Source organism: Eubacterium sp. 1001713B170207_170306_E7 (assembly GCF_015547515.1).
Lineage (GTDB): Bacteria > Bacillota > Clostridia > Eubacteriales > Eubacteriaceae > Eubacterium.
This window is the reverse complement of the sequence record NZ_JADMVE010000004.1, coordinates 102,992-117,830: the sequence shown is the minus strand read 5'-3', so window position 1 is coordinate 117,830 and position 14,839 is coordinate 102,992. Positions and strand designations below refer to the sequence as shown.

Annotated in this window: 12 protein-coding genes; all 12 read left to right on the top strand. The window is 52.4% G+C overall.

The annotated features are described in order from the left end of the window. Positions 1-116 precede the first annotated feature (116 nt). The 12 genes from I2B62_RS11125 (at position 117) to I2B62_RS11070 (ending at position 14,839) form a co-directional block, all read left to right on the top strand. The gene (locus tag I2B62_RS11125; protein ID WP_195269156.1) at positions 117-2,024 is read left to right on the top strand and encodes a 5'-nucleotidase C-terminal domain-containing protein; all 1,908 of its coding nucleotides are present in this window, start codon (positions 117-119) and stop codon (positions 2,022-2,024) included. 183 nt (positions 2,025-2,207) lie between these two features. Beyond that, positions 2,208-3,302 (top strand): glycerol dehydrogenase, encoded by a 1,095-nt coding sequence (locus tag I2B62_RS11120; RefSeq protein ID WP_195269155.1) that lies wholly within the window; start codon positions 2,208-2,210, stop codon positions 3,300-3,302. 230 nt (positions 3,303-3,532) lie between these two features. Continuing rightward, the gene (locus I2B62_RS11115; RefSeq protein WP_195269154.1) at positions 3,533-4,420 is read left to right on the top strand and encodes a fructose bisphosphate aldolase; all 888 of its coding nucleotides are present in this window, start codon (positions 3,533-3,535) and stop codon (positions 4,418-4,420) included. A 347-nt stretch (positions 4,421-4,767) separates the two neighbouring features. Next, positions 4,768-5,283, top strand: coding sequence for a MarR family transcriptional regulator (locus I2B62_RS11110; RefSeq protein ID WP_243259498.1), 516 nt, complete (start codon positions 4,768-4,770; stop codon positions 5,281-5,283). A 15-nt stretch (positions 5,284-5,298) separates the two neighbouring features. Next, on the top strand, positions 5,299-7,539 hold the full coding sequence (locus tag I2B62_RS11105; protein ID WP_195269153.1) for an ABC transporter ATP-binding protein: 2,241 nt from the start codon (positions 5,299-5,301) through the stop codon (positions 7,537-7,539). Continuing rightward, positions 7,529-9,403 carry an ABC transporter ATP-binding protein gene (locus I2B62_RS11100; protein ID WP_195269152.1) on the top strand — a complete coding sequence of 625 codons (1,875 nt, stop codon included), beginning with the start codon at positions 7,529-7,531 and terminating at the stop codon, positions 9,401-9,403. Before I2B62_RS11105 ends, I2B62_RS11100 begins: the two co-directional genes overlap by 11 nt. Before the next feature lie 7 nt (positions 9,404-9,410). Next, positions 9,411-10,010 (top strand): cytidylate kinase-like family protein, encoded by a 600-nt coding sequence (locus I2B62_RS11095; protein WP_195269151.1) that lies wholly within the window; start codon positions 9,411-9,413, stop codon positions 10,008-10,010. Positions 10,011-10,239: 229 nt separating this feature from the next. Further along, entirely contained in the window at positions 10,240-10,938 is a 699-nt protein-coding gene (locus I2B62_RS11090; protein ID WP_195269150.1) for a helix-turn-helix transcriptional regulator, read from the top strand. Positions 10,939-11,330: 392 nt separating this feature from the next. Continuing rightward, positions 11,331-12,665, top strand: a complete 1,335-nt coding sequence (gene brnQ, locus I2B62_RS11085; RefSeq protein WP_195269149.1) for a branched-chain amino acid transport system II carrier protein — start codon at positions 11,331-11,333, stop codon at positions 12,663-12,665. A gap of 80 nt (positions 12,666-12,745) precedes the next feature. Further along, positions 12,746-13,789, top strand: coding sequence for a Glu/Leu/Phe/Val dehydrogenase (locus I2B62_RS11080; protein WP_195269148.1), 1,044 nt, complete (start codon positions 12,746-12,748; stop codon positions 13,787-13,789). A gap of 126 nt (positions 13,790-13,915) precedes the next feature. After that, on the top strand, positions 13,916-14,590 hold the full coding sequence (locus tag I2B62_RS11075) for an ATP-binding protein (RefSeq protein WP_195269147.1): 675 nt from the start codon (positions 13,916-13,918) through the stop codon (positions 14,588-14,590). A gap of 24 nt (positions 14,591-14,614) precedes the next feature. Beyond that, a complete protein-coding gene (locus I2B62_RS11070) occupies positions 14,615-14,839 on the top strand; it encodes a 4Fe-4S dicluster domain-containing protein (protein ID WP_195269146.1) in 225 nt (74 codons plus the stop codon).

Below are 14,839 nucleotides of genomic sequence, written 5' to 3'. Positions count from 1 at the left end.
TACGGCGAAACGCCGCATCATCTCTTTTTAAATTTATTTTAAGGGGAAAGCATGGTATAATATAATCATATTTGAAATGGATTAAAATAAGGAACCTGGATAACGAGGAGACGATCATGTATCAGAAAATAGTTGCTTTTGCTTTGACGGTCATGCTGTGCCTGGCCGGCATCAATCCTGCTTTTGCCCAGGAGGACACGTATCATCCGCCGGACGGCACCATCACGCTGACGGTTGTGCACACCAATGATACCCACGGCCAGTATAAAAACAGCGCCAGCACCGTTGGCTTTGAAAAGGTTAAGGCCATCGCGGATGAGGAGCAGGCGGATTTGATTTTGGACGCGGGCGATACCTTTCACGGAATGCCCTTTGCCACGGTGGAGCAGGGCAAGAGCACCGCGGAGCTGCTGCGGGCGGTTGGCTATGACGCCGTGTGCCCGGGCAACCACGATTTTAATTACGGCGCGGCAGCGCTCAAAGCACTGGGCACCGGGGAGCCAGCCGCGGAAGCCGGGGAACCGGACGATCCGGCTGGCGGACAGCAGGGCTTTAAACTGATTAACGCCAACGTGGTCAATGCGTCGGACGGGCAGAACTATTTTGAGCCCTACATGACCAAAACCGTGACGCGCGGGGACTCGGTCTCAGTGAAGATTGGGGTTTTCGGCCTGATCAACCCGGATCTTTACAGCGCCACAGCGCCGGAAAACGTGAAGGACGTGCGGTTTGAGGACGCGGTAGCCGCGGCCAGAAAGACCGTGGACAAGCTTCAGAAGGATGAAAAATGCGATATCATCATCGCGCTGGCCCATATCGGCATGACTGAGAAGGAGGGTACGCTGAGCAGCAAGGCCCTCGCCCAGGCCGTGCCGGAGATCAATGTTATCATCGACGGGCACACTCACGCCCAGTATGACGAGATGGTGGGCGGCACGTTCATTGCCCAGACGGGCGCTTATTTCAGCAATACTGGCATTGTGAAAATTTTCTACAATCCGGATACCGGAAAAATTGTCAATACGGTGGGCCGTCCCGTCCCGGCCGCTGACGCCGTAGCCTATGAGTCGGACTGGCAGGTTTCAAAAACCATCTCGGACATCGAGGAACGCCAGAAGCCCGTGCTGAGCCAGGTGGTGGGCAAAACCGACGTGGCCCTGGAGGGCAGCGCGGTCAAGACCTACACCGGCGAGACCAACCTGGGACGGGTGGTCACCGCGGCCTATCTCGAGGCCACGGGGGCCGATGTCGCCTTTGAGAACTGCGGCGGCATCCGCGCGTCGGTGGCGGCCGGAAACATCACCAGGGGAGATATCATCGGGGTTTCGCCCTTTGGCAATTATTTGGTGACCAAAAAAATCAGCGGAGCGGACCTGAGGAGTATTCTGGAAAAATCCCTTGAGATGGGGGCGAATAACCTGAAGGCTTACCAGGAGGGCAAGCATGAGTGGCCTGCGGACGGCGGCGGCTCCTACCTGCAGATCGGCGGGATGAAGGTCACCTATGACCCGTCCAAGTCGCTGGACAGCCGGCTGGTGTCGGTGGACATTGGCGGTTCGCCGCTGGATCTTGACGCTGTCTACACGGTGGTCACCAACCAGTTTGTGGCCTCAAACGCCTCCAAATACCCTGAGCTCTCAGGCAAGCCTGAGACCAATGAGTACGGCGCGGCCGAGGAGGCCGTGGCCCGCTATATCACAATCCATTCGGGCAAGGCCGAGTGGACAGCTCTGATGAATGAAGCGAACCTGAAAGCTGCGGGCGGCGCCGGGCCCGAAGCCACGCCGGGCAGCGGTGCCCAGGAGGACCAGAAGCCCATGACCGGGACGGCAGAGGCGGAAGCGCAGAACCGCGCCTCAGACATCCAGAATATTACCGGAACGGGCGAGAACGCTCCGACGGGTGTGTTTGAGAACAAGGCCGGGGCGGCCATCTTCGCTGTGGCAGCGCTGGCGGTGCTGGTGCTGTCAGCAGCGGTGTTTAAGCACGAAAGCGACTACCGGCAGCAGAACCGGGGAAAATAGATGAAGGGCCTGTTTTACAAGCAGGCGTGGGAAATACCTGTAAAAATTAGAGGATAAATAGTAAAAAAAGGTTATTGAGAAAAACGGTGTGGAAGTATTAAGAAAAATCCTTTATAATACGAGGTAAAGAAGGGCTGATAATAACAGCTTATTTTCTAATTTTTTAAATATGAGGAGGTAATTATGGCTCAGATTTTAATTTCACCAAGCAAATATGTTCAGGGGTCCGGCGAATTATACCGTTTAGGAGAGTATGTTTCCGCATTGGGGAAAAAGGCGCTCTGCCTGATTACAGACAGCGGCCTGAAGCGTAACCAGGCGGTACTGGACAAGAGCTTTGAGGGCAGCGGCGTATCGGTTGATTATGAAGCCTTTAACCGCGAATGCTGTAAAAAGGAAATCGACCGGATCGGCGCGATCTGCAAGGAAAAAGGCATTGACGTTGTGATTGGCGTGGGGGGCGGCAAGACCTTTGACACCATCAAGGCCGTTGGCTACTACCATGACCTGCCGGTGGTGATTGTCCCGACCATTGCCTCCACCGACGCGCCCTGCAGCGCCCTGTCGGTTATCTACACCGAGGATGGTGTGTTTGAAAGCTATCTGTTCTTAAAACAAAACCCGAACCTGGTGCTGGTCGACACGGATATCATCGCCAAGTCACCCTCACGTCTGGTGGTTGCCGGCATGGGCGACGCTCTGGCCACCTACTTTGAAGCCCGCGCCTGCGAAGCCAGCAACGCCTCGACCTGCGCGGCCGGAACCACCACCATGGCGGCCCAGAATCTGGCGGAGCTCTGCTATGACACCCTGATTGAGGAGGGCTTTATGGCCAAGCTGGCAGCGGATAACAACTGCTGCACCAAGTCCCTTGAAAAGATCATTGAAGCCAATACGCTGCTCAGCGGCATCGGTTTTGAGAGCGGCGGCTTAGCTGGCGCCCACGCCATCCACAACGGCTTTACCGTGCTGCCGGAATGCCATCATATGTATCACGGCGAAAAGGTAGCCTTCGGCACGCTGGTACAGCTGGTGCTGGAGGACGCGCCCATGGAAGAAATCGAGGAAGTGCTGGAATTCTGCCTGTCGGTGGGACTGCCGGTTACCCTTAAAGAGCTCGGCGTTGAGGATGTTACAGAAGAAAAGATCCGCGCGGTGGCTGAGGCCTCCACGGTTCCGGATGAATCCATCCACAATATGCCTTTTGAGGTTACGGCGGATTCGGTATACGCGGCGATCATGGTTGCGGACAGTCTGGGTAAGGAATACCTGGCTTAGGAAGATGAAATGCGAAAGCCCCGGCGTTACGCCGGGGCTTTTTAGCTGTCCTGGCGGTGCTACAGCCGGATACCCGCGCGCTTGCGGGACCTTATTCAACCCATCGGGATTAAAAACAACACTTGATCTTTTTGAGGAAAAGGGTTACACTAAAGGAGGTGGGATCGGTTTGATCCCAATATCAATATTTAACAGGACCGGTATCAACGATCCGATCAGGAGGTTATACAATGAAGCAAGAGCAACTGGAAAGAATGGCAGAGGGCAAAGGGTTTATCGCGGCGCTGGACCAGAGCGGCGGCAGCACGCCGAAGGCGCTGAAACTGTACGGCATCGCCGAGGACCGCTACCACGGCGACGATGCAATGTTTGATCTGGTGCACGCCATGCGCACAAGGATCATCAAGAGCCCGGCCTTTACCGCTGAGTATATTCTGGGCGCGATTCTCTTTGAAAAGACCATGGACCGCACCATCGACGGTGTCTACACCGCGGATTACCTCTGGGACAAGAAGGGAATCCTGCCGATATTAAAGGTTGATAAGGGACTGGCCGAAGAAAAGGACGGCGTCCAGCTGATGAAGCCCATCCCGGATATGGAAAACCTGCTTGAGCGCGCGGCCGAACGCCATATTTTCGGGACCAAAATGCGCTCGGTCATCCAATCTGCCAATCCAGTGGGCATCAAACAGATTGTGGACCAGCAGTTTGAGGTGGGGCTGAAAATCGCAGCGGCTGGCTTTGTGCCCATACTGGAGCCGGAGGTTAACATCAAGAGCCCGGACAAGGCAGCGGCTGAAAAAATCCTGAAGGCTGAGCTTCTGGAGCATCTGAACGCCCTGGACAGCGGTGTCCGCCTGATGTTCAAGCTGAGCCTGCCATCCGAAAACGGCTTCTACAGCGACCTCATTGCCGATGGGCATGTGGTGCGCGTGGTGGCCCTGTCCGGCGGCTATAGCCGTGAGGAATCAAACGCCCTGCTGGCCCAGAACCCGGGCCTTATCGCCAGCTTTTCAAGAGCGCTGTCGGAGGGCCTGAGCGCGGACCAGAGCGACGAAGCCTTTAACGCCATGCTGGCAGCCTCCATCAAGAGCATATACGAGGCCTCCATTCAATAAAAGCGTATTAAAAAGCCGTATCTGAAAATATTCAGATACGGCTTTTTTGGTATTCTGGCAGGGCTCAGGAGATTTCATCATCCAAGACCAGAAAAGCTGGTCTTTTTTTTATTTAAGAAAGCATACAGGTTTTAAAAGCCCCTGATACAGCCTGTTTGGAATGAAAAAAATATGAAAATCGTTTGCGGGTTTCATTTTTCTCTTGCAGTCCTGGCGAAAAGGGCTATAATAATATTTAAGTTACTTAACTATTATGTTGGGTAATAATTAAGATAGCGAAAGAAAAATGGAGGCCGAGGCTCCGGTGGCTGCGGAGGGTCTGGCTCCCAAATGGGAAGGAGTTCGTCATGGATCATGAAAAAAGCCTTGGGGAAACGTTTCTGGCCAGTTTAAACCAGGTTAAAAAGAATTTACTGCACATCATGAGCAAGCAGCGGGTGGACGGCCTGCGCCAAAGCGAGTTTTTTATGCTGATGCGCATTGCCAACCACTGCAAAGAGCAGGAGCACGAGCATTTGAAAAGTGGAACGGCCCTGCTGCCAGGGGTGCGGATCTCAACCCTGAGCAAGGCCACGAACAGCTCCATGCCGGGGGTGTCGCAGATGATTAATGCGCTTGAGAACGCCGGCTATGTGGAGCGGATTACCACCAAAAAGGACCGCCGCGTGGTTTATGTCAATGTGACCGAGGCGGGACGGGTTCTGCTGGAAACCGCGCCGAGGCCTATGCTCACCCTGCTGACCCGGACGACGGAGGAAATGGGAGAGGAAAAGACCCGGCAGTTCATCGCCCTGATGGATGAGTTTTCCGAGACCATCGAGCGGCTGAATGCCGAAAACAATGAAACCGGAGTAAGACATTAAAGAAAGGAAGCAATTATGACAAAATTAGCAAAGTATCTCAAACCCTATATCGGTTCGATTTTGCTGGCTTTTGTTCTGCTGTTTGTCCAGGCCATGTCGGATTTGAACCTGCCAAATTTCATGTCCGACATTGTCAATGTGGGGATTCAGCAGAATGGGATCGAGCACGCCGCGCCGGACGCCATCAGCGCGCAGGGCTATGACTTTATGACCCGCTTTATGACCGAGGAGCAGAAAGCGGAGGTGGCAGACGCCTACACGCTGGTCGCGCCCTCTGAGGCAACCGACAAGCAGATCAAAAAATACCCTGAAATGAAGAACGAAAGCGCCTACGTGCTTAAAAATACCGATGAGGACACCTACACGAAGCTGGACCCCATCTTTGGCGAGGCGGACTGGACCTTTATCAATTTCGCCGAAGCCATGGCGGACCAGAGCGGCGCTGCCGCCAGCCAGGAGGACATGACCGCCAACGTGGATGACATGGATCTGTCCAAGCTGTATGAGATGACCCCGATGCTGAGCATGGTGCCCCAGGCACAGTTTGACAGCGCCCGCGAAAAGGCCATGCAGACGCCGGAGTCCACCCAGCAGCAGACAGGCGCCATCTTTGTCAGACAGTTTTATAAAGAGCTGGGAGCCGATACCGGCCGTATCCAGACAATGTATATTCTCAAAATCGGCGGCATCATGCTGGGGCTGTCCCTGCTGGGCGTGATTGCGGCCATCTGTGTGGGTCTGCTGGCTGCTAAGGTTGCCGCCGGCTTTTCACAGGTGCTGCGCCGGGACATCTTCAAGAAGGTGGAATCTTTCTCGAATACGGAGTTTAACCGTTTCTCGACCGCCTCGCTCATCACGAGGAGCACCAACGACATCACTCAGATGCAGACCCTGCTCATCATGGGCATCCGGATGATCTGCTACGCCCCGATCATGGGTGTTGGCGGCATCATCATGGCTCTGCGTGAGAGCACCTCCATGAGCTGGATCATTGCCGTGGCGGTCATTGTGCTGATCGGCGTCATTCTGGTGGCCTTTTCACTGGTGCTGCCCCGCTTTAAGATTGTGCAGAAGCTGGTGGACCGCCTGAACCTGGTCATGCGTGAGAACCTGAACGGCATGTCGGTTATCCGCGCCTTTGGCAACCAGGACTTTGAGCGGGAACGCTTTAAGACTGAAAACGCCAAGGTAACGGCCAACAACCTCTTTGTCAACCGCGCCATGGTCTTTCTGATGCCAGTGATGATGCTGATCATGAACTGCATCACCCTGCTGGTCATCTGGGTGGGCGCGCACCAGATCGCGGATTCCACCATGCAGGTTGGGAACATGATGGCCTTTATGCAGTACGCTATGCAGATTATCATGTCCTTCCTCATGATCTCCATGATGTTTATCATGGTACCGAGGGCCGCGGTCTCCGGCGAACGTATCGCCGAGGTGCTGGCGGTGGACCCGGTGATCAAGAATCCGGAGCACCCCAAACACTTCCCGCAGAATGTGCCGGGACGCCTGGTATTTGACCATGTGTCCTTCCATTACGAGGGAGCCGACGAGGATGTACTGCACGACATCAATTTTGTGGCGGACCCGGGTAAGACCACAGCCTTTATCGGCTCCACCGGCTCCGGGAAATCCACGCTGGTCAACCTGATTCCGCGGTTTTACGACGTGACCGACGGCCAGATTACCCTGGACGGCATGGACATCCGCGATGTCTGCCTGAGCGACCTGCGCGACAAGGTGGGCTATGTGCCCCAGAAGGGTGTGCTTTTCTCAGGCACCATTGACTCCAACCTGCGCTATGGCCGCAAGGAGGCCACCGGCGACGAGGTGCGAAAGGGAGCTGAGATTGCCCAGGCCATGGAGTTCATCAACGCCAATTCCGACGGCTTTGAGCGCGAAATCGCCCAGGGCGGGGACAATGTCTCCGGCGGGCAGAAGCAGCGTTTATCCATTGCCAGAGCCCTGGTCAAAAAGCCGGATGTCTATATCTTTGACGACAGCTTTTCGGCACTGGACTTTAAGACTGACGCGGCGCTGCGCTCGGCCCTCAAGGATTATACTCAGGACGCCACAGTCCTGATCGTGGCCCAGCGCATCAACACCATCATGAACGCTGAGCAGATCATTGTTCTCGACGAAGGCCGTGTGGTCGGCAAGGGAACTCATGAAGAACTACTGAGAACCTGCGGTACCTACCAGGAAATCGCGAGCTCCCAGCTGTCAAAGGAGGAATTAGGAAATGTCGAATAAGGTAACGAAAAAAAACACTCCAACGCCTCCAAAACGCCGTGGAGGCCCCATGGGCGGCGGCGCTGTGATGGCGAGCGGTGAAAAGGCAAAGGACTTTAAGGGCACCCTTAAAAAGCTTCTGGCCTATCTGAAGCCGCACCGGGTCGCGGTGACCTTTGTTGTGATCTTCGCTGTGGCCTCAACCATCTTTAACATCGTCGGTCCGAAAATTCTGGGCCAGGCGACCACCAAGATTTTTGAGGGCGTAATGAACATGATCGCCAACACGGGCAGCGGCATTGACTTTGAAGGCATCGCGAAAATTCTGCTGTTTTTGGTGGGCCTGTATATTATCTCCGCCATCTTCTCGGCCCTGCAGGGCTTTTTGATGACCGGCGTGTCCATGCGGGTCACCTACAAGCTGCGTGAGAACACCTTCGCGAAAATCAACCGCCTGCCCTTTAAGTATTTTGATAAAACCAGTTACGGCGAGGTGCTGTCGTTTCTGACCAACGACATCGAAACCGTCAACCAGACCCTTAACCAGAGTCTGACCCAGATCATCACTTCGGTGGCCACTGTGATCGGGATTCTGGTCATGATGCTCTCCATCAGCTGGCAGATGACCCTGGTGACCCTGTGCATCATTCCACTGTCCTTTGTGTTCATCGTGCTGGTGGTCAAGCGCTCCCAGAAGTATTTCAGCAGTCAGCAGGAATACCTGGGCCATATCAACGGCCATATCGAGGAAATCTACGGCGGGCACTCGGTGGTCCAGGCCTTTAACAATGAGGAGGAGGCCTATAAGACTTTTGAGGGCCTTAACAACAACCTGTACGGCTCGGCCTGGAAATCGCAGTTTCTCTCCAGCCTCATGCAGCCCATCATGGCCTTTATCGGCAACCTGGGCTATGTGGCGGTGTGTATTCTGGGCGGCTACCTGGCCGTCAACGGACGGATCTCCGTCGGGGATATTCAGGCCTTTATCCAGTATGTGCGCCAGTTTAACCAGCCGATCTCCCAGATTGCCAACATGTCCAACATCATGCAGATGACCATGGCGGCGGCTGAGCGTGTCTTTACCTTCCTGGCCGAAGAAGAAGAAGTGCCAGACCCGCAGAATCCGGTATCGCCGGCAGAGGTTCAGGGCAACGTGACCTTCGACCATGTGCGTTTTGGCTACAACCCGAACAAGATCATCATCAATGATTTCTCCGCTCAGGTGAAGGAGGGCCAGAAGGTGGCCATTGTCGGGCCGACTGGGGCCGGGAAAACCACCATCATCAAGCTGCTCATGCGGTTCTATGATGTGGATTCCGGCGCGATTCTGGTAGACGGCCACAACATTAAGGACTTTAGAAGAAACGACCTCAGAAGCCTGTTTGGCATGGTGCTCCAGGATACCTGGCTGTACAACGGCACCATTGCCGACAACATCCGCTACGGCCGGCTGGACGCCACCGACGAGGAGGTACACCAGGCTGCTGTGGCCGCCCAGGTCGACCACTTTGTCAGAACCCTGCCCGACGGCTATGGCATGGTGCTGAACGAGGAAGCGAACAATGTGTCCCAGGGACAGAAGCAGCTGCTGACCATCGCCCGGGCGATTTTGGCAGACCCCAAAATCCTGATCCTCGACGAGGCCACCAGCTCGGTCGATACCCGTACCGAGATCCTGATTCAGAAAGCCATGGATAACCTGATGCACGGGCGCACCAGCTTTGTCATTGCCCACCGCCTGTCCACCATCAAAAACGCGGACTGCATCTTTGTCATGAAGGACGGCGACATCATCGAGCAGGGCACCCACGAGGCGCTGCTGGCCCAGAACGGCTTCTACGCCGACCTGTACAACAGCCAGTTTGAAGTGGAAGAGGAGGCGTAAAACGGTTATGAAATACAATATTGTGACGATTGAGCGGGAATACGCCAGCGGTGGCCGGGAGATCGGCTACCGCACCGCTGAAAAGCTGGGCATTCCCTATTATGGAAAAGAAATACTGGAGATGGCCGCCAGGAAGAAGGGCGTTTCTCCGGAATACCTTGAGGCGCTGGAGGAAACCCCAACCAACAGCTTCTTTTACTCGGTCTATATGCTGTCTAAAAATATGAGGGGGGACACGCCCGGCCTGCCGGAAAATGACGCCCTGCGCCTGGCGGAAGCTGAAATCATCACCGAGCTGGCTGCCGAGGGCCCCTGCGTAATCATTGGCCGCTGTGCCAGCCACGCCCTCAGAAAGCGAAAGGACGTCCTGAATGTCTTTATCCACAGCAGCTGGGACGCCCGGATAAAACGGGCCGTGGAAACCTACGGCGTGGACGCGGCCAGCGCCGAGACGGTGCTGAAGAAGTTTGACAAACGCCGCGCCTGCTACTACAACAGCCATACGGGCCGCAAATGGAGCGACCCCGAGGGCTACCACATGATTCTGGACGCCAACAAGCTGGGGATTGGAAAGTGTGTGGAGATTTTGGAAAAGGCTGTGGAATAAAAGGTATGCAATCAAAAAAGAGATGATGCGGTGAAATGCCGCATCATCTCTTTTTGCGTTATTTTTTGCACAAGATATGAATGTTCAAAGTTTTATTAAAATGACTGAAATTTTATGTTTTTTCAAATAAAGATTGACAGTTCCTTTCTTAATCGTGTAGAATGCAACTAAAAATAGACAGCTTGTTTATTTCGTTTTTTTATTTAAAAAAATAGGGGGCGAGCAGATTATGACAGAGAATTCACTGAATGCACAAATTGGGGCTCAGGTTCGGATGTACCGAAAAATGGCGAAGATCAGCATTGACGAAATGGCTCGAACCATTGGCAAGAGCCGGGCGACAATCTCAAAATATGAGACAGGTACGATTGGTATGGATGTTTCAACTTTATTTGAAATTGCGTCGACACTAAACATTGGGGTCTCTCTTCTGTTGGATATTCCGAAAGAGGATAAGACGATGGAAGTGACGCGGAGCCAGCTTGGAAATATTGATCACTTTTACCTTTATCAACGGTCACGCAATAAAAATTATTGTTCCTATATCCGTCTTAGTGAGGAGAGCGCAAACGGCCAGAATTACGCGACCTTTTATTACCAGCCGGAGGATATTAAAAACTACAAAAAATGCGAGGGCATTTATCATGGCGCTATGAACATCCGGGATAATTTTATTATTTTCATCATGCAGAATCTTTACTGTGAGGCGGAGATTGCGTATTTGTCTTTTTTCATCCCCATGAAAAAGCTATCCGCAATTCCGGGAATTTTGACAGGAATGGATAATTACAGCATGCGACCAACTGCCATTAAGGTGATTCTTTCAAAGGAGCTGATGACCAGTAAAGAATTGGAAGAGCTCTTTGTTGTATCAAAAGAAGAAATAAAACGTTTGAAAGAAGATCATTGCTTTGTGATTGACCCTTAAAGTGTAAAAATTGGTAAAACGTTTAATGATTAACAAACCCAGTAAAAGCTTTATTTTGCCTGGGTTTTTTCATTTTTTTGGATAAATTTTAAAAAGGTCAAAGCAAGAAAATGTTTTCATATAAATCTGTTTTTTTGTGAAAATGTTTTCTTGCGAAAAACAAAAAACGAAAAACAGGCCAAAACAGGTTAAAAGTTTCGCGTAGAGAAATTTTTGGCATGGGAATTGAAATTCTAAAGAATGTTAAGCAACTTTGCGGAAAAAACATACTGAGAATATAATAAAACCATCATCAGAAAAGAGAAGCCGGCATACACCGTGTGCTGCAAAGAGGCAGCCATTAATCACCTGGGAATCTGACCTGCAACACTGATTAAAGAGGAGCGTGTAAAATGAGTCAAAGAAAAGACAAATGGATTGTTGGTCTTGCGTTGTTTTCGATGTTTTTCGGGGCTGGAAATGTGATCTTTCCACCTTATCTTGGGATGACGGCTGCGTCGATGTGGGTGCCGGCATTTATCTGCTACTACATCGCAGATATTGGACTGGCAATGCTGGCCATCCTGGCCATGCTGAAATGTGACAGCGATATTGAAGGGATTACCTGCCGCATTGGGAGGATACCCGCCGTGCTGCTGTCAACGCTGGTAGTGCTGTGTGTGGGCCCGATGCTGGCCATTCCCAGAACTGCGGCTACGACCTTTGAAATGGGCATTGCACCCATCTTTCCGGAGGTGAATCCACTGGTTGCCTCGATCGCGTTTTTCGTGCTTATCTGGGTGCTGTGCGTGAAGGAGGCATCGGTGGTAGATATTGTCGGTAAATTCCTGACACCGGCTTTGTTTATCGGGCTGATGATTGTCATCATAAAGGGGATCATTGATCCGCTGGGGCCAATTGGGGCTGAGCCAAAGGTCTCAAACATTATCAGCAGCGGCATCACCTCTGGCTACCAGACAATGGATGTGCTGGCAGCGTTGATTTTTGGGGTCATTATTGTAAAAACAGTCAAGGAAAAGGGCTATACGGAGATCAAAGCCAAGAACGCTGTAATCGGAGGCGCGGGACTGGTTGCCGGGGCAGGGCTCCTGATTGTTTATTTTGGTCTGGCCCACCTCGGGGCAACAGTCTCGACTATGTATGGGGTCGAGGTTTCCAGGTCAACACTGATTCTTGAGATCATTAAAAACCTTCTCGGAAATGCCGGCATGGTCATCTTTGGGATTGTGGTGGCGCTGGCCTGTGTTACCACAGCGGTGGCGCTGGTGAGCTCCAGCGGGACCTATTTCTCACGGTTGAGCAAAGGGCGTGTCAGCTATAAGGTTATTGTCACCATCGTGTGTGTGATTTCACCGGTCATTGCCAATATCGGCCTGGATGAGATCATCTCCATCTCAGAGCCGGTCCTGTCCATTGTCTACGCACCGGCCCTCACGCTGATCATTTTGACCATTGTGGGTGACAAGATCAAAAATGACAATGTCTTTAAAGTTGCCGCGCTGGGCGCGTTTGTGGTCGGCGTTCTGGAAACGGCCGCCAATCATGGCCTGGGCTTCCAGTTTATCAACTATTTACCGCTTCACCACTTTGGGTTCGGGTGGCTGCTGCCAACCGTGATCTGTGGTGTGATCGGGTATTTTATCAAGGCAGACAAGAAAAAAGTAATCCCAGAGATATCTGTCCCGGGGCCTGATCCCGCAGGGACAGTGCAGAAAGAAAAAAGATAAGGGTTATCTATACTGGCTGGATTAAGAACCGCTGGTATCTATATATTATTATTAAAAATTATATTTTGGAGGTATGACAAATGAGTATTTTTGAAAAGATGGATTTCTATGGCCACGAAGAACTGGTATTCGCACGGGATGAGGAAACGGGTTTAAAGGCCATTATCGCCATTCACGACACGACCCTGGGCCCGGCGCTTGGCGGCACCCGGATGTGGAACTACGAGAGCGAGGAGGATGCTCTCTATGATGTTCTGCGGCTGTCCAGAGGCATGAGCCTTAAAAATGCGGGCTGTGGATTAAAGAACGGCGGCGGAAAAGCCGTAATCATCGGCGATCCGAGAAAGCTTAAAAATGAAGCGTTTTTTAAGGCCTATGGCCGCTTTATCGAATCCCTTGCCGGGAGATATTATACTGCTGAGGACGTCAATATCAATACGCAGGATATTGCCTACATGCAGGAGACAACCAAGTATGTTACCGGCACCCGGGAAATCGGCGGCAATCCGTCACCCTATACAGCCAGAGGAACCTTTATGGGCATTAAAGCCGGCATCAAGGAAAAGTTTGGCGCGGACACAGCTGAAGGATTAACCGTTGTGGTTCAGGGACTCGGCAGTGTTGGCTATATGGTCGCAAAGCTGCTGCACGACGAAGGCGCTATCTTGAAGGTTTATGACATTAATCCGGACGCTGTAAAGCGGGCTGTTGAGGAATTCGACGCCACTCCGCTGAGCGCAGACGAGGTGCTGACAACCGAATGTGACATTTTTGCCCCATGTGCTCTGGGCGCGGTGATCAACACCGGCAACGCCAAGGCCTTGAAGTGCAAAATTGTAGGCGGCTGTGCCAACAACGTGCTGGTTGACCCGAAGAGCGGCGAGGAGCTGGAAGAAAGAGGCATCCTTTATTTACCGGATTATATCATCAATGCCGGCGGCGTTATCAACTGTGGTGAAGAAATTGTGACGAAGCCATACGATGCCAGCAAGGTGGTTGAAAAGGTTGATAAAATTTACGACACCACCCTCGACATCATCCATTACGCCAAGGACAAGGGCATTACAACCTACGAGGCCGCAGACCACTACGCGATGGATATCATCAAGGCCGGACGTGCCTGATTCTTACTAAAAAGCCTTGGCGGCAGGCCAGTGAAGCCGTTAATTTCACTGGCCTGCCAGATAAAAATCATAAGCTTTGCAAAAAGGCAGCCGGTCATTATGCTGAAAACGCTGCGGAGGTGAAAAATGTTGGGAAAAGATAAACGCGTGCGAATCATTGCCGGTCATTATGGAAGTGGAAAGACGGAATTTGCGGTCAATTACGCGGTGGCCCTGAGCCAAAAAGCATCAAGGGTGGTGCTGGCAGATCTGGACATTGTCAATGTTTTTTTCAGGTCCAGGGAAAGGCGTAAGGAGCTGGAGGAATACGGCGTGAGCGTAATCGGATCCTCCATTGAGCAGGATAACTGTGATCTTCCAGCCATTTCAGCAGAGATCGGGACGCCGGTAAAGGATAAAGCGTGTGACTATATCATCGATCTTGGGGGAAACAGTGTGGGCACCACCACGCTGGCCCGCCTGAGGCCGCTTCTGAGCCGGGACGAGGTTGATTTTTTCATGGTCGTTAATGTAAACCGGCCGGATACCGCGAGTGTGGAGGGAATTCTCCTTCAGAAAGAGTCCCTTGAATACGCTTCCGGCTTTCAGGTGACAGGGTTCATTAACAATACGAACTTTGTGAGAGAGAGTACCCTTGAGAACCTGATCGCTGGCGACGCGGTGTTGAGGGATGTCTCACAACGGACGGGGGTACCCATTCGGTATACGTCTTATATGGAAGAAATCCTTGGCAGCGTACCGGAAAAGCTGTCTGGCGAGCGGCTGCCGCTGAAGTTTTTCATGCGGGAAGAATGGATGTAATAAACCAAATATGGAGGAGTAGACATGGCAAAAGCCAAAGGAAGCATCATCATTGATGAATTTTATTGTAAAGGGTGTGAACTGTGTGTGTCCGTCTGCCCAAAGGATATCTTAGCACTGGATGAAACACACCTGAACATCAGCGGGTATAACCCCTGTATGGTCACCGATATGGACGCGTGTATCGCCTGTGCAAACTGCGCTAAGATGTGTCCGGAAGCGGCCATCACAGTAGAAAAATGCGATTAG